Source organism: Micromonospora sp. NPDC000668, from assembly GCF_042897975.1.
Taxonomy (GTDB): domain Bacteria; phylum Actinomycetota; class Actinomycetes; order Mycobacteriales; family Micromonosporaceae; genus Micromonospora.
Genome location: NZ_JBIAYP010000002.1, coordinates 524,266 through 542,891, shown reverse-complemented (window position 1 = coordinate 542,891; position 18,626 = coordinate 524,266). Strand labels below are relative to the sequence as shown.

Annotated in this window: 21 protein-coding genes; 9 read left to right on the top strand and 12 right to left on the bottom strand. The window is 72.5% G+C overall.

Annotated elements, in window-relative coordinates; genetic code table 11:
• Positions 1-103: 103 nt before the first annotated feature.
• From ACFY29_RS12015 to ACFY29_RS12000, 4 genes are all read right to left on the bottom strand, one after another.
• Positions 104-703, bottom strand: a complete 600-nt coding sequence (locus ACFY29_RS12015; protein WP_328423145.1) for an ATP-dependent Clp protease proteolytic subunit — start codon at positions 701-703, stop codon at positions 104-106.
• A gap of 135 nt (positions 704-838) precedes the next feature.
• Positions 839-1,336: a helix-turn-helix domain-containing protein gene (locus tag ACFY29_RS12010; protein WP_328423147.1), complete on the bottom strand. Its 498-nt coding sequence runs from the start codon at positions 1,334-1,336 to the stop codon at positions 839-841.
• 114 nt (positions 1,337-1,450) lie between these two features.
• Positions 1,451-2,569: a hypothetical protein gene (locus ACFY29_RS12005; protein WP_386985371.1), complete on the bottom strand. Its 1,119-nt coding sequence runs from the start codon at positions 2,567-2,569 to the stop codon at positions 1,451-1,453.
• A gap of 13 nt (positions 2,570-2,582) precedes the next feature.
• A complete protein-coding gene (locus ACFY29_RS12000) occupies positions 2,583-3,095 on the bottom strand; it encodes a SigE family RNA polymerase sigma factor (protein ID WP_386985369.1) in 513 nt (170 codons plus the stop codon).
• 168 nt (positions 3,096-3,263) lie between these two features.
• On the opposite strand from ACFY29_RS12000, the gene ACFY29_RS11995 reads away from it, so the two are divergent.
• Entirely contained in the window at positions 3,264-4,277 is a 1,014-nt protein-coding gene (locus ACFY29_RS11995) for a potassium channel family protein (RefSeq protein ID WP_328423151.1), read from the top strand.
• A gap of 16 nt (positions 4,278-4,293) precedes the next feature.
• Here the strand turns inward: ACFY29_RS11995 and ACFY29_RS11990 are convergent, their stop codons facing one another.
• On the bottom strand, positions 4,294-4,779 hold the full coding sequence (locus ACFY29_RS11990) for a MarR family winged helix-turn-helix transcriptional regulator (RefSeq protein ID WP_328423153.1): 486 nt from the start codon (positions 4,777-4,779) through the stop codon (positions 4,294-4,296).
• Between the two features lie 82 nt (positions 4,780-4,861).
• Here ACFY29_RS11990 and ACFY29_RS11985 point away from each other — a divergent pair, with 82 nt between their 5' ends.
• Positions 4,862-5,506 (top strand): FMN-dependent NADH-azoreductase, encoded by a 645-nt coding sequence (locus ACFY29_RS11985; RefSeq protein ID WP_386985366.1) that lies wholly within the window; start codon positions 4,862-4,864, stop codon positions 5,504-5,506.
• A 69-nt stretch (positions 5,507-5,575) separates the two neighbouring features.
• Here the strand turns inward: ACFY29_RS11985 and ACFY29_RS11980 are convergent, their stop codons facing one another.
• The 3 genes from ACFY29_RS11980 to ACFY29_RS11970 all read right to left on the bottom strand — a co-directional run bounded on the left by ACFY29_RS11980 (position 5,576) and on the right by ACFY29_RS11970 (position 10,211).
• Positions 5,576-6,610, bottom strand: a complete 1,035-nt coding sequence (locus ACFY29_RS11980) for a 2-oxoacid:ferredoxin oxidoreductase subunit beta (protein ID WP_328423157.1) — start codon at positions 6,608-6,610, stop codon at positions 5,576-5,578.
• Positions 6,603-8,450, bottom strand: coding sequence for a 2-oxoacid:acceptor oxidoreductase subunit alpha (locus ACFY29_RS11975; RefSeq protein WP_328423159.1), 1,848 nt, complete (start codon positions 8,448-8,450; stop codon positions 6,603-6,605). Before ACFY29_RS11975 ends, ACFY29_RS11980 begins: the two co-directional genes overlap by 8 nt.
• Positions 8,451-8,765: 315 nt before the next feature.
• A complete protein-coding gene (locus tag ACFY29_RS11970) occupies positions 8,766-10,211 on the bottom strand; it encodes a hypothetical protein (protein ID WP_386985364.1) in 1,446 nt (481 codons plus the stop codon).
• Positions 10,212-10,340: 129 nt separating this feature from the next.
• Here ACFY29_RS11970 and ndhC point away from each other — a divergent pair, with 129 nt between their 5' ends.
• Complete coding sequence (gene ndhC / locus ACFY29_RS11965) at positions 10,341-10,718, top strand: NADH-quinone oxidoreductase subunit A (RefSeq protein ID WP_328423163.1); 378 nt, start codon at positions 10,341-10,343, stop codon at positions 10,716-10,718.
• A 67-nt stretch (positions 10,719-10,785) separates the two neighbouring features.
• Here the strand turns inward: ndhC and folP are convergent, their stop codons facing one another.
• Complete coding sequence (folP, locus tag ACFY29_RS11960; RefSeq protein ID WP_355602225.1) at positions 10,786-11,655, bottom strand: dihydropteroate synthase; 870 nt, start codon at positions 11,653-11,655, stop codon at positions 10,786-10,788.
• Between the two features lie 152 nt (positions 11,656-11,807).
• On the opposite strand from folP, the gene ACFY29_RS11955 reads away from it, so the two are divergent.
• The 4 genes from ACFY29_RS11955 to ACFY29_RS11940 are packed head-to-tail and all read left to right on the top strand — an operon-like array spanning position 11,808 to position 14,205.
• Positions 11,808-12,434, top strand: coding sequence for a DivIVA domain-containing protein (locus tag ACFY29_RS11955; protein ID WP_386985362.1), 627 nt, complete (start codon positions 11,808-11,810; stop codon positions 12,432-12,434).
• Positions 12,431-12,928: an SRPBCC family protein gene (locus ACFY29_RS11950; protein WP_328423169.1), complete on the top strand. Its 498-nt coding sequence runs from the start codon at positions 12,431-12,433 to the stop codon at positions 12,926-12,928. Before ACFY29_RS11955 ends, ACFY29_RS11950 begins: the two co-directional genes overlap by 4 nt.
• Before the next feature lie 58 nt (positions 12,929-12,986).
• Positions 12,987-13,568 (top strand): DNA-3-methyladenine glycosylase I, encoded by a 582-nt coding sequence (locus ACFY29_RS11945; protein WP_386985359.1) that lies wholly within the window; start codon positions 12,987-12,989, stop codon positions 13,566-13,568.
• A 13-nt stretch (positions 13,569-13,581) separates the two neighbouring features.
• A complete protein-coding gene (locus ACFY29_RS11940; protein ID WP_386985357.1) occupies positions 13,582-14,205 on the top strand; it encodes a hypothetical protein in 624 nt (207 codons plus the stop codon).
• Between the two features lie 12 nt (positions 14,206-14,217).
• Here the strand turns inward: ACFY29_RS11940 and ACFY29_RS11935 are convergent, their stop codons facing one another.
• Positions 14,218-15,009, bottom strand: a complete 792-nt coding sequence (locus tag ACFY29_RS11935) for an enoyl-CoA hydratase-related protein (protein ID WP_328423175.1) — start codon at positions 15,007-15,009, stop codon at positions 14,218-14,220.
• Positions 15,010-15,013: 4 nt separating this feature from the next.
• A complete protein-coding gene (locus tag ACFY29_RS11930) occupies positions 15,014-15,832 on the bottom strand; it encodes a PaaX family transcriptional regulator C-terminal domain-containing protein (protein WP_328423177.1) in 819 nt (272 codons plus the stop codon).
• A gap of 189 nt (positions 15,833-16,021) precedes the next feature.
• Between ACFY29_RS11930 and ACFY29_RS11925 the strand changes: the two genes are divergently transcribed.
• Both ACFY29_RS11925 and ACFY29_RS11920 read left to right on the top strand, forming a co-directional pair.
• Entirely contained in the window at positions 16,022-16,189 is a 168-nt protein-coding gene (locus tag ACFY29_RS11925) for a DUF3117 domain-containing protein (RefSeq protein WP_007455245.1), read from the top strand.
• 147 nt (positions 16,190-16,336) lie between these two features.
• The gene (locus tag ACFY29_RS11920; RefSeq protein WP_386985354.1) at positions 16,337-17,812 is read left to right on the top strand and encodes a leucyl aminopeptidase family protein; all 1,476 of its coding nucleotides are present in this window, start codon (positions 16,337-16,339) and stop codon (positions 17,810-17,812) included.
• A gap of 6 nt (positions 17,813-17,818) precedes the next feature.
• Here the strand turns inward: ACFY29_RS11920 and ACFY29_RS11915 are convergent, their stop codons facing one another.
• Positions 17,819-18,406, bottom strand: a complete 588-nt coding sequence (locus ACFY29_RS11915; protein ID WP_328423181.1) for an O-methyltransferase — start codon at positions 18,404-18,406, stop codon at positions 17,819-17,821.
• Positions 18,407-18,626 lie beyond the last annotated feature (220 nt).

The following is an 18,626-nucleotide window of genomic DNA, read 5'->3' as shown; positions in this document are numbered from 1 at the left end:
CCGCGTCCGGCGTCGGCACGGGTCGCCGCTGGACTCGTCGGAGGACGTCGTGCGCCGTGCCGCGGTGGCGGCCGGCGGGACCATCGCCGGCCGCCACCGCGGGTCAGACCGCCGGTAGCTGCTCGGCTCGGGTGAGCACCTGGTCGATCAGGCCGTACTCGCGGGCCTGCTCGGCGGTGAACCAGCGGTCCCGGTCCCAGTCCCGCTGGATCTCGTCCAGCGTCCGTCCACTGTGCTGGGCGATCAGCTCCTGCATGGTCCGCTTCACGTGCAGCATGTTCTCGGCCTGGATGGTGATGTCCGAGGCGGTGCCGCCCATTCCGCCGGAGGGCTGGTGCATCATGATCCGCGAGTGTGGCAGCGCGTACCGCTTGCCGGCCGTGCCGGCGCAGAGCAGGAACTGCCCCATCGAGCCGGCGAACCCCAGCGCCAGCGTGGCCACGTCGTTGCGGACGTAGCGCATCGTGTCGTAGACCGCCATCCCCGCGCTCACCGAGCCGCCCGGCGAGTTGATGTAGAGGTAGATGTCCCGATCGGCGTCCTCGGCGGCGAGCAGCAGGATCTGCGCACAGATCTGGTTGGCCGATTCCTCGGTCACCTCGGTGCCGAGGAAGACGATCCGCTCGCGCAGCAGCCGCTCGAAGACCTGGTCACCGAAGGACGGCTGCCCGCCGTCCAGCATTCGCACGCCGTACCCGATCATTCGCCGCCGCCTTCCGCCGTGCCGGCGGGCGGCGGACCGCCCGGTGGACCGGCTCCTCCAGCGTGCGTGCGGCGGCGGTGGCGGGACCAGGGATTCTGCCAGTGGCAGATCCGCCGATGGCAGAACCGGCGCGACCTACGCGGCGGTCAGCCGCCGCGCGCCCGCCCTGGCCCGCGCGCAGCCCAGCAGGGCGGCGGTACGCGGACCGGGGCGCGAGCCACCGGCGGAGGCCATCGGGCGGACGCACAGTGTCGGCCCGGCCGCCCCCGGTGCCCGGTGCAGAATCGGCCCGGCGGTGCGTGGGCCCACTCGCAGGGTGTGGTTGCCGGCGTCGCGTCGGGCCACCTCGACCCGCTCCAGCCGGGTCAACACGGCCCGTGGCGCGGTCGGGATGCGCGGCTCGACCTGGCGCAGGTCGTCGCGGGCCTCCTCGAGCAGGTCGGAGAGGCGGATGCCGAGCGCCCGGCAGATCGCGGCAAGCACCTCCGACGAGGCTTCCTTGCGGCCCCGCTCGACCTCGGAGAGGTAGGGCACGGAGACCCCGGCCGCTGCGGCCACCTCGCGGAGCGTGCGGCCCTGGCGCTGGCGGAGCCGGCGCAGCACCCCGCCGATCACTCGTCGCAGCAATGACATGCGGGCCTCGCTTTCGCGGTCGTCGTGCGGGGAACACCCCCATCATGCCCGTTCCCGGCCGTCCGGGCCGACCCGCGCGGGCCCGCGCCGCCACTTTGGCGCGGGCCCGGGGCCTCATCGGCGCAGGTGGGTGTGCCAGTCCGCCGGCTCCGGCACCAGCGCGACCGCGCGGAACAGAGCCCGGGTGCCGCCGCTGGGCAGCAGCGCGCGGTCGTCGACCGTCACGGTCGCCCCGTTCACGTCGTAGACCGTCAGCGACTCGTCGCCGTCCTGCCCGCCGAACCGCGCCGGATGCCCGTCGAACGTGGTGTTCGGGTCTACGAACGCCTTGTCAGCGGGATCGGTGACGTGGCGGTATCGGGAGGCGCTCACAGTCAACGTGCGAGCCCGCTGCCAGCTGGGCTCGGCGGTGGCCGGCTCCGGAGACCAGGTGGTCGAGGCGTACCAGGACGCAGGTTCTTCCAGCGACTCGAACACCTCGACAGTGATCACCCGCAGGTTGGCCGGTACGCCCGCCACCGTCGCCGGCATCGGGACCGGGTCGTTGCCGAACCGCAGCGACTCAGCCACCCGCGCCGCGGCGCCCCGCGCGTCCGGTCCGGCCCCGACCACCCGGGCCTGTGCCCAGCCGTCCGGGGCGTACCGCCAGCGCAGGATTGCCTCCGGCCGCTCCGCGCCGCTGTACGCGACGAAGCTGCTGGCCGCGCCGTTCAACTCGGGTCCGTCGCTGGTGCCGATCGCGGTGGCCGGCTCCCCGCTGTCCCGCTGCGGCGCCGGCGGCTCCACCCCCGCCGGGTAGAGCGTGACGGAGACGCCCTGCCACGGATCGCCGGTTTGGCTGCTGGTCGCGCCGAGGTACACGCCGGGGCCGGCGAGCAGCAGCCCGGCCTGGTACTGGAGGTCGCGGATCCCGTCCGGCAGCCAGCCGAACCGCACGTACACCCGCCCGGGGTCGACCGTGGTCAACGCGGCCGGCAGGCCGGTCGCTGTCTCCTTCCCCGCGTCGCCGGGCGACATCGTGGCCGGCGAACGGTCCGGGGTCAGCAGGTTGGGCACGGTCAGCGCGCCCACGGTCAGCGCCGCCGCGAGCAGCACCGCGCCGGTGCCGCGGGCCGCGCGACGCTGACGGCGCGCGGTGCTCATCGCCCCTTCCACGTCGAGCACCCGGGAGGGTGTTTCCGCCGATTCGACCTCGGCGAGCATCAGGTCGGCCATCTGGCGTTCGTCCAGCATCTCGTCGCTCCTCTCAGTTTCCGGTGAGGCTGGGGGTGAGCAGGGCGCGCAGGGTGGCCAGACCCTTGGCGGCCTGGCTCTTCACGGTGCCGGCCGAACAGCCCATGGCCTGCGCGGTCTCCTCGACGCTGAGGTCCTGGAAGTACCGCAGCACCAGCACGGCGCGCTGCCGGGGCGGGACCCGGCGCAGCGCCCCGACAAGGGTGATCCGGTCCGTGGGGTCGGCGGCGGCGGTCGGCCGTTCGGGCAACGCGGTCCCGAGCCGTACCCGGGACCAGCGCAGGCGTCGCTCGTCGATCAGTCGCCGTAGCAGCATGGTGCGCACCAGGGCGTCCAGGTGGTCGGCGCGGCGGGCTCGCGCCCAGGTGCGATACAGGTCGGTGAGGACCCGTTGCAGGATGTCGTCGCCCCGGTCCCAGTCCCCGCTCATCAGGTACGCGGTCCGTCGCCACTGGACCATCCGGGCCCGGACGTACTCGGTGTACTCGTCGTCGGCCCCGCCGCCGCGTTCGCCGCTTCTCGTCACGAGGGTCGTGCCCCCTCCGTCTGCCGGCCTCGACCGGTTCGTCGCTGTCGGCTGGTAGTCGGGTCCGACGCCGTGATCGGTTGCCCGGTCGGAGACCCGGGGGTGCGGACCGCGCCGTAACCGCTATGTTGTGGGCGTGCAGGCGACGGTGGTGGAGCAGGTTCGACGGTGATCCATTTTCCCGCGCAGCGCCGGGGCCCGCTGAGTGCGCTGAGCCTCCGACTGGCCGCCGCCCTGGGTCTGGTCTTCTCAGTGGTCGCCGCGGTCTACCTGGACCGGGACGGCTACCGCGACGTCAACGAGGATGGCCTCACCCTGCTCGACTGCTTCTATTACGCGGTCGTCTCGCTCTCCACCACGGGCTACGGTGACATCACTCCTGCCGCGCCGTCGGCCCGGCTGGTCAACGTCCTCTTCGTCACCCCGGCCCGGGTGCTTTTCCTGATCATCCTGGTCGGCACCACCCTGGAAGTCCTGACCGAGCAGTACCGGACCGGCCGTCGCCTGTCGCGGTGGAGGAGAACCGTGAAGGACCACGTCATCATCTGCGGCTACGGCACCAAGGGCCGCAGCGCGGTCTCCGCCCTGGTGGAGAACGGTCTGGACCGGTCGAGGATCGTGGTGGTGGAGCGCAGCGGCCCCGCCCTGCGGCAGGCCACCTCCGCCGGGCTGGTCGCCATCGAGGGCTCGGCGACCCGGTCGTCCGTGCTGGAGGAGGCGCACGTCCGGACGGCGAAGGCCGTGATCATCGCGACCGACAGTGACGATGCCTCGGTGTTGGTGGCACTGACCGTCCGCCAGGTCACCGCCGGGCAGGTACGGATCATCGCGGCGGCCCGAGAGGCGGAGAACGCTCCGCTGCTCAAGCAGAGCGGCGCGCACCACGTGATCGTTTCCTCGGCCACCGCCGGTCGGCTGCTCGGCCTGTCCACCTCGGCGCCACCGCTGATCGACGTGGTGGAGGACCTGCTCACCCCGGGTCAGGGAATGGCGCTGGCGATGCGCTCGGCGGAGCGGGACGAGGTGGGTCGCTCACCGCGCGAGCTGGAGTCGTTGGTGATCGCCCTGGTCCGCCGGGGCAAGGTGGTCACCCTGGCCGACCGGGCAGGCGCGGTGATCGAGACCGGCGACATGCTGGTGCACGTCCGCGACGACCGCCCTCAGTCCGCCTCGACGGTCTGAGCCACCCCCGGCGGGGTCAGCAGTTGTCGGCGGCCGACTCGTCCGGGTAGATCGCTGCGCAGGTGATCGCCGTCCCGCTGGTCGCCTGCCGGAGCAGCAGGTAGAGCCTCTCCCGATCGGCGGGCTCCAGCGCCCCCAACACCTCGTCCTCGGCGCCCACGAGGGCGCATTCGGCCTGGTTGAGGCGTTTCGCCCCGTCGTCCGTGAGCTCGACGACGTGCCGGCGACGGTCCTCGGGTGAGCGGCGACGCTCGATCAGCTGCATCGCCTCCAGATCGTTCAGCAGCCCGACGATGTTGGTGCTGTCCATCTCCAGGGTGCTGGCGAGCGCCTGTTGGCTGATTCCGCCGCCGTCCCGCAGCACGGTGAGCGCGACCAGATGCCGCGGCCGTAGACCCAGCGGCGCCAGCACCGACTCGGACCGCAGCCGCATACGGCGGGCCAGGTGATCCAGCAGCGCGCCCGAGCGGTGCTCCGGGGGGTCGAGCTGCATGGCGGACATGTGACCCAGTCTACCGAGCTGATGAAACATCTGCCTGCTATAAATAGTTGGTGCTACACAGACGATCCTTGGAGGAGGAATAATGCATCTGTTGCATATCGATTCGAGCATCCGAGGCGATTGGTCGGTCAGCCGGCGGCTCACCGCCCGCGCCGTCGCCACCTGGCGTGCCGCCCACCCGGACGGCACTGTGACCTATCGAGATCTGGGCGCCGAGCCGCTGCCGCACCTGGACGCGGCGGGTGGCCTGGCCCGGATGACGCCACTGGACCAGCACACCCCGGCGCAGCGTGACTCCTGGGAGCTCAGCGAGCGCGTGGTCCGTGAGGTGCAGCAGGCCGACGTGGTGCTGCTCGGGCTGCCGCTCTACAACTACGGCGCGCCCAGCAGCGTGAAGGCCTGGGTCGACCACCTGATCCTGCCCGGGTTGGCCTATGACCCGGTGACCCAGAAGGGCCTGCTCGGCGGGCGGGAGTTCGTCGTGCTCGCCACCCGTGGTGGTGGCTACGGCGAGGGCACGCCCCGCAACGGCTGGGACCACGCCGAGCCGTGGCTCCCGCACGGCCTGTCGCAGACCGGCCTGGAGCCGCGCTTCATCGCCACCGAACTGACCCTCGCCCCCGCGGTCCCGGCGATGGCCGAACTCATCCCGCTGCACGAGGCGAGCCTCGCGGCGACCGAGAAGGAGATCGACAACCTCTGGCTGCCGGCCTCCACCCAGCGCTGAGCAGAGCCGATACGACGAGAGCGGCCGCCCCCACCAGGGGACGGCCGCTCTCTCGTCAGGTCGTACGGGTCAGAGGATCGTCCAGGTGTCGCCGCTGCCCAGCAGGCCGGCGAGTTGCTGCTCGGGGGTCTCGGTGACCTCCGCCTTGGCGGCGGCGAGCTGGCTCTGCACCACGCTGTCGTAGGACGGCCGGTCCACGTTGCGGAACACCCCGATCGGGGTGTTGCGCAGGTCCAGGCCGGGCAGCCGGGACAGCGCGAAGGCGTACGCCGGGTCGGCCACCGTCGCGTCGTGCACGACGATTTCCTCCGGGCGGACCGAGCTGGTGTCCCGGACCTCCAGGCCGAACCCGCCCGGCGGGTGTACGACGCAGAACCGCCCGTCGGCGCCGAAGGTGATCGGCTGCCCGTGCTCCAGGCGAATCAGGTAGTCGTCCCGGGTGGACGGGTCCTTGAGCTGGTCGAACGCCCCATCGTTGAAGATGTTGCAGTTCTGGTAGATCTCCACGAACGCCGAGCCCTCGTGCTCGGCGGCGGCCCGCAGCACCGACTGCAGGTGCTTGCGGTCGGAGTCGATGGTCCGGCCGACGAAGCTGGCCTCCGCGCCGAGGGCGAGGGAGAGCGGGTTGAACGGGGCGTCCGCCGAGCCGGACGGAGTGGACTTGGTGATCTTCCCGACCTCGGAGGTCGGCGAATACTGCCCCTTGGTCAGCCCGTAGATCCGGTTGTTGAACAGCAGGATCTTGAGGTTGACGTTCCGCCGCAGCGCGTGGATCAGGTGGTTGCCGCCGATGGAGAGCGCGTCACCGTCACCGGTGACCACCCAGACCGAGAGGTCCGGCCGGGACACCGACAGGCCGGTGGCGATCGCCGGGGCGCGGCCGTGGATCGAGTGCATCCCATACGTGTTCATGTAGTACGGGAAGCGGGACGAGCAGCCGATCCCGGAGACGAAGACGGTCCGCTCCCGGGGGATGTTCAGCTCCGGCATGAACTGCTGGATCGCCGCCAGGATGGCGTAGTCGCCGCAGCCGGGGCACCAGCGCACTTCCTGGTCGGACTTGAAGTCCTTGGCGGTGAGCTTGAGCGCGACGGACTCAGACATTCTTCAGCACCTCTTCCAGCGTCGTCTCCAGCTCGGCGGACGTGAACGGCAGGCCGCGGACCTGGTTGTAGCTGATCGCGTCGACCAGGTAGCGGGCCCGGATGACGTGCGCCAGCTGGCCCAGGTTCATCTCCGGAATGACCACGCGGTCGTAGGAGCGCAGCACCTCGCCGAGGTTGGCCGGCATCGGCGCCAGGTGCCGCAGGTGCGCCTGGGCGACGGACAGGCCCCGCTGGCGCAGCCCACGGCAGGCCGCGCCGATCGGCCCGTACGTCGAGCCCCAGCCGAGCACCAGCACCCGGGCGTCGCCGTCCGGGTCCTCCACCTCGATGTCCGGCACCGGGATGGTCTCGATCCGGGCTGCCCTCGTACGCACCATGAAGTCGTGGTTGGCCGGATCGTAGGAGATGTCCCCGGTCTTGTCGGCCTTCTCCAGCCCGCCGATCCGGTGCTCCAGCCCTGCGGTGCCCGGGATCGCCCACGGCCGGGCCAGGGTCTCCGGGTCGCGCAGGTACGGCAGGAAGGTGGTGCCGTCCTCGCCGTTGGGCTTGGTGGCGAACTCCACCCGCAGGTCGGGGAGCGACTCGACGTCGGGCAGCAGCCACGGCTCCGAGCCGTTGGCGACGTAGTTGTCCGACAGGAGGATCACCGGGGTGCGGTAGGTCAGCGCGATCCGGGCGGCCTCCAGCGCGGCGAAGAAGCAGTCCGACGGCGATCTGGGCGCGATCACCGCGATCGGCGCCTCGCCGTGCCGGCCGTAGAGCGCGATGTTGAGGTCGGCCTGCTCGGTCTTGGTCGGCATGCCGGTCGACGGGCCGGCGCGCTGCACGTCCACGATCACCAGCGGCAGCTCCAGCGCCACCGCGAGCGAGATCGTCTCGCTCTTGAGCGCCACGCCGGGGCCGCTGGTGGTGGTCACCCCGAGCGACCCGCCGTACGACGCGCCCAGTGCGGCGCCGACCGCGGCGATCTCGTCCTCCGCCTGCATGGTGAGCACGCCGAAGCGCTTGTGCTTGCTCAGCTCGTGCAGGATGTCCGAGGCCGGCGTGATCGGGTACGCGCCGAGGAAGACCGGCAGCCCGGAGCGGACTCCGGCAGCGACCAGACCCAGCGAGAGTGCGGCGTTGCCGGTGATGTTGCGGTAGGTGCCCGGCTTCATCTTCGCCGGCTTGACCTCGTAGCGGACCGCGAAGTCCTCGGTGGTCTCGCCGAAGTTCCAGCCGGCCTTGAACGCGGCCACGTTCGCCGCGACCAACTCCGGGCGGGCCGCGAACTTACGCTCCAGGAAGCGCAGCGTCGACTCGTACGGCCGGGAGTACATCCAGGAGAGCAGGCCGAGGGCGAACATGTTCTTCGACCGCTCGGCGTCCTTCTTGGACACCTCGTGGGCGGCGAGCGCGCCGACCGTCATCGAGGTCAGCGCCACCGGGTGCACGACGTAGCCGGCCAGCGACTCGTCGTCGAGCGGGCTGGTCTGGTAGCCGACCTTGGCCAGGTTGCGCCTGGTGAACTCGTCGGTGTTGACGATGATGTCCGCGCCGCGCGGCAGGTCGGCCAGGTTGGCCTTGAGCGCCGCGGGGTTCATCGCCACCAGCACGTTGGGCGCGTCGCCCGGGGTGAGGATGTCGTAGTCGGCGAAGTGCACCTGGAAGCTCGACACGCCGGGCAGGGTGCCGGCGGGAGCCCGGATCTCGGCGGGGAAGTTGGGCAGCGTGGAGATGTCGTTGCCGAGCTGTGCCGTCTCCGAGGTGAACCGGTCGCCGGTCAACTGCATGCCATCGCCGGAGTCACCGGCGAACCGGATGACCACCCGGTCGAGTTGACGGATCTGCTTGGTCACGCCTGCACCTCGCTTCGCTGCGCGCGGTCGCGCGGGCGGCTGAACATGATGGTGACCTCGCCTTGCCCGGCCACGGAACCTCCTTGACGCAACGCTGCAACGCACCGCCCCAGGCTGGTCCGGTCCGCTGTCGTTCCTCACCTGAGAGCCTACGTCGAACGGACCCCCGACCCTCCCCAGAGGTCCGCCGACTGGGACCGGATCGGGCCGAGAATTACCCGGTTTTGCGACGTTTCGCCCGGCCCGCCGTAATCCAGATCACCGTCGACGTCGCGCCGGCGACCCCGATCGGCCGGCGAGCCCAGGTGTCGCTGCTCAGTCGGTGGCGGTGGTGGGCCGGTTGGGTGCCCGGTCGGTGAGCCGGCGACGCAGCGAGATGGTGGCCAGCGCCAGGGCCAGCACCACCAGCAGCGCGGAGACCGCGATCAGGATGACCGCAGTGCGCCGTACCGAGGTCATCGGGCCGTCGTCGGCGGTCCCGCCGCCGCCGAGTACGCCCTGAGAGCCGGTCGGCGCGGGGGGTGAGACCACCGGGGTGGCCAGCGCGGCCGCCGCGGTGATCCGGAAGCTCATCTGCACCTGTCGGGTCGGGCCACTGCGCGGGTCGAGCTGGCCGATCACCGCACCGGACAGCGGCGCTTCCCGCTGGGCCTGCGGCGTCGCCTCCACCGGCAGCAGCAACTCGACGGTCCTGCCCGCCGGTACCGAGCCGACGTCGCAGCGGGTGCGGGTCGGGTCGACCGCCACGCAGCCAGCCGGCGGGGTCGGCACGCTCACCCCTGCCGGCAGGACCACCTCGACCCGGCCTGCGGCGTCCGCCCTGCCGGTGTTGCCCAGCCGGACCGCGAGGGTGCTCGGGGCGCCGCTGATGTCGAAGGCCACCTCGTCGGCGGCCAGCGAGATCCCGGAGACCGGCGGGCCGGGCGGGAAGAGCACCGCGAAGCCCTGGTCGTCGGTCGCCTCGCCGGCCACTCCCGGCGCGTTCGCGGCGACCTGCACGGACCCGCTGAGCGGCATCTGGCGCCAGGCGTTGCCGGCCACCCGCAGCCGGAGCAGGCTGCTGAACCGGGCGCCCGCCATGGCCGTCCAGGCCCCGCACCGGTACGCGCCGCCGCCGGTGGTGGCGCATCCCCTCGTCCCGGCATCGGTCAGGCCGGCGGGCAGGGTGTACGAGAGCCGGATCCGCTGGGCGGCGGTGCCTGTATTGGTCACCGTGACCCGGAGCGTGGTGACCGTGCTGGCCGCGTTCCAGTACGTGCCGGTGACGGTGACGTCCTCGGTGGTGACCTGCACGCCGAGCGGGTTCGGCGGCGGGGCGTCCGGGCCGGGCGCCGACGGGCGGACCGGCGGCACGGTGGGCGCCGGCGGCCGGGGCGTGGGAGGCCGGGTGGTGCTGCCCGGCGCGGGTGCGGTGGTGGTCGGTGGCGGCGGCACGTCCGGCGCGGTGGTCTCCGGGGCCGGTGGCGTCGTCTCCGGCGGCGGCGCGGTGGTCTCCGGGGCCGGGTCGGTCGGCACGGGATCGTCGCCCGGTCCCTCGGTCGGGGTGGGCTCGTCCGTCGGGGTTGTCCCGGGGCCCGGCTCGGGTTCCGTCGCCGGGTCGGTCACCACCGCGATCGGGTTGGCCTCCGGCACCGCCGCGCCGGCCCAGGTCGGCCCCACGGCGAGTGCCGCGAGCAGGCCGAGCGCGAGCGATGTCGGCAGCAGGGGCGTGGAACGCCGACCCGCCGCCCGGCCACCGGGCGGTACGTTCAGGCGGGCCATCTGTCCTCCGGTGACATGGGTGAGGGTTCCAGTATTCGGTCACAGTTGCCCCAGTGCACTAGTCCCATCTGGAAACAAATCCGTAACGTGTTTGGGACGGCCGTTCGGGGCGAGCGGTAGGCTCCCGTCGTGACCGGTTACCTGGGCTCGTACGCGACGCTCGGGCTCTTGCTGCTCGCCAGCGTCCTGTTCTTCGTCACTGCGTTCTCTGCCAACCGGGTGTTACGTCCCGCCCGTCCGGCCAATCCGGTCGGTAAGCGGACCAGCTACGAGTGCGGGCTCGACCCGGTCGGCGCGGACTGGGCGCAGATGCAGATCCGCTACTACGTCTACGCCTACCTGTACGTCCTGTTCGCGGTCGAGGCGGTGTTCCTCTTCCCCTGGGCGGTGGTCTTCGACCGGCCGGGCTTCGGCCTGGTCACGGTGGTGGAGATGGCGGTGTTCGTGGCGGTGCTCGCGCTCGGCATCCTCTATGCCTGGCGCAGGAACATCCTGCGCTGGACCTGACCGCCGCGACCTCCGGCGATCGTGCCGGTCCGCCCGGCCGTTCGCGGCCCGTTGTCGCGACGACCGGTCAGGCCAGGCCCCGGCGGGTCACCGCGGGCGGTCGGTCACCCCGGATCGAGGCCACCATGTCCAGCACCCGGCGGGTGGGCCCGACCTGGTGTGCGCGGAACACCTGGGCACCCAGCCAGGCGGAGATGGCGGTCGCGGCGAGCGTCCCCTCCAGCCGCTCGGCCACCGGCAGGTCCAGCGTCTCGCCGATGAAGTCCTTGTTGGACAGCGCCACCAGCAGCGGCCAGCCGGTCCCGGACAGCTCGTCCAGCCGGCGGGTGATCTCCAGGGAGTGCCGCGTGTTCTTGCCGAAGTCATGTGCCGGGTCGACGAGGATCCCGTCGGGGCGTACCCCCGCCGCCACCGCGCGCTCGGCGAGCCCGGTGACCGTCGCGACCACGTCGGCGACCACATCGTCGAAGGCGGCCCGGTGCGGTCGGGTCCGCGGAACCAGCCCGCCCGCGTGTGAGCAGACCAGGCCGGCGCCGGTCTGCGCGGCTACCCGGGCCAGCGCCGGGTCGGCACCCGACCAGGTGTCGTTGAGCAGGTCGGCACCGGCTGCCACGGCCTCCACCGCCACCTCGGCACGCCAGGTGTCGATGGAGATCACCACGTCCGGGAAGGCGGCCCGCACGGCGGCGATGGTGTCGACCGTGCGGCGGATCTCCTCGGTGGCGTCCACCTCGGCGCCCGGCCCGGCCTTCACCCCGCCGATGTCGATGATCTCCGCACCCTCCTCGACCGCCCGCTCGACCGCCCGCAGCGCGCTGTCGGCGGCGAAGGTGGCGCCCCGGTCGAAGAACGAGTCCGGCGTGCGGTTGACGATCGCCATCACCACCAGCTCACCGGGGGCGAACGTCCGCCCACCCAGCCGAAGCGCCCCGGCCATGCCCGCCTCCTGAGAATCCGCACCGTCGCCGCTAGCGCCGGCCGGTCCGACGCTAGCCGGTCAGCCGACCGCCATGCCGGTCGGGCGTCGACGCCGATCGTGATCGGGGTGGTGGGGTCGCTCCCGGCTGGTCGCCGTGCCACGATCAGTGCATGGGTCAGCTTCTGCTCCTCCTGGTCGTGGCGTTGACCGTCGCAGCGGTGGTTTTCGGCGTGACGGTGCTGGTCAGCGGCCGTGATCCCGGCCTGGCGCCGGCCGAGCCGGATTCGCAGGCCGTGCCCCTGCCGGGCACCCGGCCATTGCGCGAATCCGATGTGGGCTCGGTCCGTTTCGATACCGCGCTGCGCGGGTACCGGATGGCCCAGGTCGATCAGGCGATGCGTCGCGCCGCCTACGACATCGGCTACAAGGCCGAGCTGATCGGCGTGCTGGAGGCGGAGGTCATCGCGTTGCGCGAGGGACGCACCACCGACGCGGACGCGCTGCGCCAGGCCCGTGAGCAGTCCGCTGGCGCGGCGACCGACGAGGGCGCGGTGGCCGGGCCGGGCGCGGCCGGCGCTGGTTCGCTGCCCGACGCCACCTCTTCCCCCGCGGACTCCGACGGCGTGGCGCCGGCCAACGGCGAGCCGACCACGGCCGCGGCCGGGTCGGCCGGCACTGGTTCGCTGCCCGATGCCACCTCCTCTCCGGCAGATTCCGACGGCGTGGCGCCGATCGTCGGCGAGCCGGCCGACGGCAACGGACAGCACGGCGCGGTGGTGCGGTCGGAGAGCGCGTGACCGGCCCGGAGGGCGCCGACGATCTTCGCGAGGCGGCCCAACCGGGCGCTGGCGAGGTGACCGCCACGGTGATCGTCAAAGCCCCGGCGGAGCGGGTCTTCGCCGCGCTGCTCGCCTGGGACCGTCAGTCCGACTGGATCCCGTTCACGCGGGTGCGGGTGGTCGAGGGCGACGGCCGCGAGGGCAGCCGGATCGAGGCGGTGACCACGGTCGGCCCGGCGGTGCTGCGCGACGAGATGCGGGTGGTCCGGGTCGACGAGCCGTACGAGATCGGCGTGGTGCACTGTGGCCAACTGCTGCGTGGCCCGGGCGTGCTGCGCTGCACCCAGATGGACCGGGACCGCACCCAGGTGGTCTGGCACGAGTGGTTCCACCTTCCGGGTGGCCGGGCCGGTCAGCTGGCGTGGCCGGTGCTCTGGCCCGGTTCCAAGGTCGGCCTCACCCAGACGCTGAAGAGGTTCGCCCGTCTGGTCGAGCAGGGCCGACTGCCCTGACCCACGCCCGGCGGCCGGCGGCAATGGCGTGTCAGTCGGATGGCCTAGCGTGTACGAGGTGACTGACCTGGTGATCGGCGCCGACGGGCTGCCCCGCTGCGCCTGGGGGGCGAGCACCCCCGACTACGCCGTCTACCACGACACCGAGTGGGGGCGGCCGCTGCGCGGCGACGACGCCCTCTACGAGCGGATGACCCTGGAGGCGTTCCAGTCCGGTCTGTCCTGGCTGACCATCCTGCGCAAGCGCCCGGCGTTCCGGCTGGCCTTCGACGAGTTCCGGATCCCGACCGTCGCCGGCTACGACGACGCCGACGTGACCCGGCTGCTCGCCGACGCCGGCATCGTCCGTAACCGGGCCAAGATCGAGGCGGCGATCGTCAACGCCCGCGCCGCGCTGGAGCTGCCCGACGGGCTCTCCGCGCTGCTCTGGTCCTTCGCCCCGCCGGCCCGGCCGGCCCGTCCCGCCTCGTTCGCCGAGCTCGCGGCGATCACCCCCGAGTCGACCGCGATGGCCAAGGCGCTCAAGAAGCGCGGCTTCCGGTTCGTCGGCCCGACCACCGCGTACGCGCTCATGCAGGCGACCGGGATGGTCGACGATCACATCGTCGGCTGCCACGTCACGCTCCCACTCGCGGCGTGATGGGATGGCAGGCATGACGACCGAGACCGCGCACCGGGCCGGCGAGGCCGGCCACACCGACGGGACGGGCACGTGGGCCGTGCTGCTGCCCGCCGAACGGTACGAGGCCGAACGGCTCGTGCACCACGACGCGCTGGAGCTGACCGGGTTGACCGACGTCGGCCGGCCGAGCCCCGGTGACCGGGTGGCGGTGCTGGCCGACGCGCCGCTCCGGCTGGTGGCGCTCGGCCGGGTCACCGCCCCAGGCCAGCGGCACCGGGAAGACCCGGACGACCCCCAGTCCCCGGTCGAGCCCGGGACGCTCGTCGTGGCGTACACCCGGCGGGCCTTCGACGAGCCGGTGCCGGCCGACCGTCTGACGCTCGACGGGCCGGTCACCGCGTTGGCCCCGGCGGCCTTCCGGGCGCTGGCCGACCGGCTCGGCCCGCCCCCGGCGCGGCGCACCTGGCTGGTCAGCCTCGACCTGCCGATCGAGGCCGGCACGCCGGCCGAGGCGGTCCGGCTGTTCTGGTCGTACGTGCAGGAGCTGGGCCCGCGTGAGCTGCCCGCCTTCGTCTCGCCGTCCGGGGACGAGCTGGCCATGCAGGCGTTCGTGCTGGGCGAGGAGGCCAACCAGGACCCGGAAGAGGACGACTAGAAGGCCCAGCCGTCAGCGTCCCTCGAAGACCGGTTTCTGCTTACCGACGAAGGCGATGGTGGCCGCCCGGTGGTCGGTCGTGGCGCCGCAGATCGCCTGCGCCTGCGCCTCGGCGGCCAGCGCGTCGGCGAGGGTGCCGGCGTCGGCGATGGAGAGCTGCCGCTTGATCGCCCCGTACGCGACGGTCGGGCCGGCGGCGAGCCGGGCGGCCAGTTCCTGCGCGGCCGGCAGCACCTGCTCGTCGTCGTCCACCAGCCGGTTGAGCAGCCCCAGCTGGCAGGCCTCCTTGGCGCGGACCGGCTCGGCCAGCATCAGCAGCTCCACCGCCTTGGCGTGCCCGACCAGTCGGGGCAGCGTCCAGGAAGCGCCGGTGTCAGCGGCGAGGCCGACCTTGGCGAAGGCCATCAGGAAGCTCGTGGCCGGGCCGCCGATCCGGATGTCGGCGAGGAAGGCCAGCGAAGCGCCCGCCCCGGCGGCCATCCCACGGACGGCGGCCACCACCGGCTTGGGCAGATTGGCCAGCCGGGCGGCGATCGGATTGTAGTGCGCCCGCACGGTGTCCAGCGGGTTACCCGCCCCGCCCTCCAGGGTCGCCACGTGCTCGCGCAGGTCCTGGCCGGCGCTGAACGACCCGCCCGCGCCGGCCAGCACGACCGCCCGGCAGGACCGGTCGGTCTCCAGCTCGGCCAGGGCGTCCCGCAATGCCTCCTTGAGCGCCACGTCGAGCGCGTTCATGGCGTGCGGCCGGTTCAGCGTGAGGGTGACGACGGCATCGGTCCGGTCGACCAGCAACGGCTCGGTCACGTGTCTAACGACCCTTCTGTCGGACGATGCGGTTACCGGCGTCGAGGCACTGCTCGACGTACCGGTCTGCGGCCGGACGCAGGCGTGCCGCGTGCCGGTCGAAGAAGCTGGCCGCAGCGGTGCCGGGCCAGCGCTCGGGCAGCAGCGCCGGGGGCAGCTGCGGGTCCCGGAACAGGAACGTACGCCACGCGTGCACGAGCCGGAACCGGGCCGCGTACGCCTCCTCGTCGGTGCTGCGCACGGTGACCGCGCCGAGCAGCGGGCGCTGGTCGCCGACGAACCGCTCGTAGGCGCGGCCGATCTCGGTCAGGTTCCAGGCCCGGCGGACCACGCCCATCGCGCCCGGGGTGCCGGAGAAGTGGGAGGCGGTGAACCTCTCGAACCGGACACCGGCCTCAGCGAGCAGCAGGTCGACGTCCTCGGCGGGCCGGGTGGCCACCCAGGTCTGCTCGTCCAGCGTGCCGTAGCCGAGGAAGCTGAGGTTGGCGGCGAGTCGCTGGCGGTCCCGCCGGGAGCCCGGCGCCTCCAGCACGAGCAGATCGAACCGGCCGTCCCAGCTGACCCGGCCGGTCCGGTAGATCCGGGCTGCCGCTTCGTCCAGTCGTCGGGCAGCTTTCGGTGTGATCGAATATCCCGGTCCGGACGCCAACCGGAGCGGGTCGAGCCAGCCCTGACGCACCATCCGGGACACGGCGGTGCGAACGGCCGGCGGCGCGATTCCCAACGGCGCCAGCAGCTTGACCAGGGCGGCGACCGGTGCCCGGCCACCCCTCGGTCGGAGGTGGTCGCCGTACAGGTCGAAGAGTGCCGACCGTGCCTGCATGACCGCACATTGTGACAGGCCTTCTCAAGATAAGCTAGATGCTGTTACATCAATGCTGCTCCGGTTTGGGTCCGGCGGTGTTCATCAGGGAAAATCGTTGGTCGACACCCCCGCGACTGTTGCGGGTGGTCGTGAGAAGTGGCTGTGGGGCAACCCACCGACCCTGGTGTAGGTCTGAGGGGAGACAACATGGCGGCGATGAAGCCGCGGACGGGCGACGGTCCGCTGGAAGTCACCAAGGAGGGTCGGGGCATCGTTATGCGGGTCCCGCTGGAAGGCGGTGGCCGGCTCGTCGTCGAGATGACTCCCGACGAGGCCAACGCGCTCGGTGACGCGTTGAAGGCAGCTGCCGGCTGAGTGAGGAGTGATCCGGGCGGTGTATGCCGCCCGGACCGTTCCTCGGTCCCTGAGCCACCGGTATCGCCGGTGGCTCAGGGTCTTCATCGCTGCGGACAGGCGGGTCCGGTCCCGCTCCGCGACACTTTCCTGGAGGTACGGTTCCGCGTGCTCGCCATCCGCCCGATCGCCGAGCCCGACCGGCTCGACGTCCTCGTTCTACCCGTCCGTCCCGCCGAGCAGGCAGCTGATGGCGATGCCCCGGCCGTACCGGTGCCCACCGCCGTGGCACCCCCGGACGGCACCGCCGAGGAGGCCGCCGCGCTGGCGCCGGCCGCCCGACTGACCGGTCGGGCCGGCGAGGTCCACACCCAGCTACGCGCCGGGCGTTCCCCCGGCCGGCTGTTGCTCATCGGCATCGGCGACGGCGGTGAGGCCGCCTGGCGGGCCGCTGGTGCGGCTCTGGCCCGCTCCGCCGTAGATGAGACGCATATCACTATCGCGCTGCCGGCCGACGTGACTCCGGCCGCGGTCCGCGGGTTGACCGAGGGGCTGCTGCTCGCCTCGTACCGGTTCCGCTTGACCGAGGCCGGCGATCCGCCCGCACTCAGCGGCGCCGATCTGCTGCTTGCCGACCCGGCCGCACACGAGGCCACCGTCGCCACGGCCCGGACCACCGCCGCGATGACCCGCCTCGCCCGCGATCTGACCAACGCACCCTCCTCGGTGAAGAACCCGGAGTGGTTCGCCGACCAGGTGGCTTCCGCCGCGGCCGACCTGCCCGACCTGCGCCTGCGGGTCCGTGGTCCGGCCGAGCTGGCCGCCGAGGGCTTCGGCGGGATCCTCGCCGTGGGCGGCGGCTCCGCCAGCGGCCCGCGTCTGGTCGAACTGGACTGGCACCCGGCCGACGCGCGTACCCATGTGGTGCTGATCGGCAAGGGCATCACCTTCGACACCGGCGGCATCTCGATCAAGCCGGTGCCGGCGATGAAGCTGATGCGCAAGGACATGGCCGGCGCGGCGGCGGTCGTCGCCGCCACCCTCGGTGCCGCGGCGCTGCGGCTGCCGGTCCGGATCACCACGCTGGCCCCGCTGGCCGAGAACATGGTCAGCGGTTCGGCGTTCCGCCCCGGCGACGTCATCCGGCACTACGGCGGGACGACCAGCGAGACGACCAACTCCGACGCCGAGGGCCGGCTGGTCCTCGCCGACGCGCTGGCGTACGCGGTGGACCAGCTCGCGCCGGACCTGCTGCTCGACCTGGCCACCCTCACCGGGGCCAACGCGGTGGCGTTGGGCAAGCGCACCGCCGCCCTGTACAGCGAGAACGACCAGCTGGCAGCCGACGTGCTGGCCGCGGTCGAGGCGGCTGGCGAGGCGGCCTGGCGGATGCCGCTGCACACCGACTACGTCGAGTACCTGGGCAGCGAGGTCGCCGACCTGTACAGCGCACCGACCCAGGGCGCCGGGTCGGTGGTGGCCGCGCTCTACCTGCGCGAGTTCACCGGCGAGCTGCGGGACCGCTGGCTGCACCTGGACATGTCGGCCCCGTCCTGGGCGGATGGCGACCACGCCGAGCTCAGCCGCGGTGCGACCGGCTGGGGCGTCCGCTCGCTGCTGCGCTGGCTGGCCAACGTCAACTGACCGGAGTCAGCACTTCACCGCCGCGAGCACCCCGTGACCGACCGGAAGGAGCGCGGGTATCCAGTGCTCCGACTCCCGGACCGCCTTGATCGTCTCGCGGACCGTCACCGTCTCGGCGTCCCGGGCGGCCGGGTCACCGATCCGGCCGCCGGCCAGCATGCCGTTGAGTGCCAGCACGCCTCCGGGGCGCAGCAGCCGCAGCGCGGCTTCCACGCAGGCGTGGAAGCCGGTCGCCTCGGCGTCCACGAAGACCAGGTCGTACGCCCCGTCGGCGAGCCGCGGCAGCACGTCCAGGGCGCGACCGGTGATGATCCGGGTGCGACCGGCGGCGAAGCCCGCCTCGGTGAAGATCCGGCGGGCGATCCGCTGATGCTCCACCTCCACGTCGATGGTGGTGAGCACGCCGTCGGCGCGCATGCCGCGCAGCAGCCAGACCCCGCTCACCCCGGTGCCGGTGCCGATCTCCACCACCGCCCGGGCGTTGCCGGCCGCAGCCAGCAGCCGCAGCGCCGCTCCCGCGCCGGGGGTGACCGCGTCGAGGCCCACCTCGTGGGCCAGGCTGCGCGCGGTACGCAGGACAAGATCCTCGGTCACGTACGACTCGGCGAACTGCTGAGCCTGGGTCGTCGAACTGCCGGAACCGGCGACCGTGGCGATGGGGCACCTCCGGGACGGTGCGTGGTGCGGGGGCGGGTTGGCACTGTGAGCGTAGAGGCGACCGTTGCGGGGCGCAGCCGCGCCTCCGTCCCTCGCGATCACCGGGGGCAACCGCTGACTCCACCGCGCGCATCCGTGCAATCCTGGAGGCGGTATC

Coding starts and splice junctions, on each gene's coding strand:
- ACFY29_RS12005 (WP_386985371.1), bottom strand. CDS start 2,569: ATGCTGGACGAACGCCAGATGGCCGACCTGATGCTCGCCGAGGTCGAA.
- ACFY29_RS11930 (WP_328423177.1), bottom strand. CDS start 15,832: ATGCAGGCACGGTCGGCACTCTTCGACCTGTACGGCGACCACCTCCGA.
- ACFY29_RS11940 (WP_386985357.1), top strand. CDS start 13,582: ATGACGACCGAGACCGCGCACCGGGCCGGCGAGGCCGGCCACACCGAC.
- ACFY29_RS11985 (WP_386985366.1), top strand. CDS start 4,862: ATGCATCTGTTGCATATCGATTCGAGCATCCGAGGCGATTGGTCGGTC.
- ACFY29_RS11970 (WP_386985364.1), bottom strand. CDS start 10,211: ATGGCCCGCCTGAACGTACCGCCCGGTGGCCGGGCGGCGGGTCGGCGT.
- ACFY29_RS12015 (WP_328423145.1), bottom strand. CDS start 703: ATGATCGGGTACGGCGTGCGAATGCTGGACGGCGGGCAGCCGTCCTTC.
- ACFY29_RS11990 (WP_328423153.1), bottom strand. CDS start 4,779: ATGTCCGCCATGCAGCTCGACCCCCCGGAGCACCGCTCGGGCGCGCTG.
- ACFY29_RS11925 (WP_007455245.1), top strand. CDS start 16,022: ATGGCGGCGATGAAGCCGCGGACGGGCGACGGTCCGCTGGAAGTCACC.
- ACFY29_RS12010 (WP_328423147.1), bottom strand. CDS start 1,336: ATGTCATTGCTGCGACGAGTGATCGGCGGGGTGCTGCGCCGGCTCCGC.
- folP (WP_355602225.1), bottom strand. CDS start 11,655: ATGGCCGGGGCGCTTCGGCTGGGTGGGCGGACGTTCGCCCCCGGTGAG.
- ACFY29_RS11980 (WP_328423157.1), bottom strand. CDS start 6,610: ATGTCTGAGTCCGTCGCGCTCAAGCTCACCGCCAAGGACTTCAAGTCC.
- ACFY29_RS11955 (WP_386985362.1), top strand. CDS start 11,808: ATGGGTCAGCTTCTGCTCCTCCTGGTCGTGGCGTTGACCGTCGCAGCG.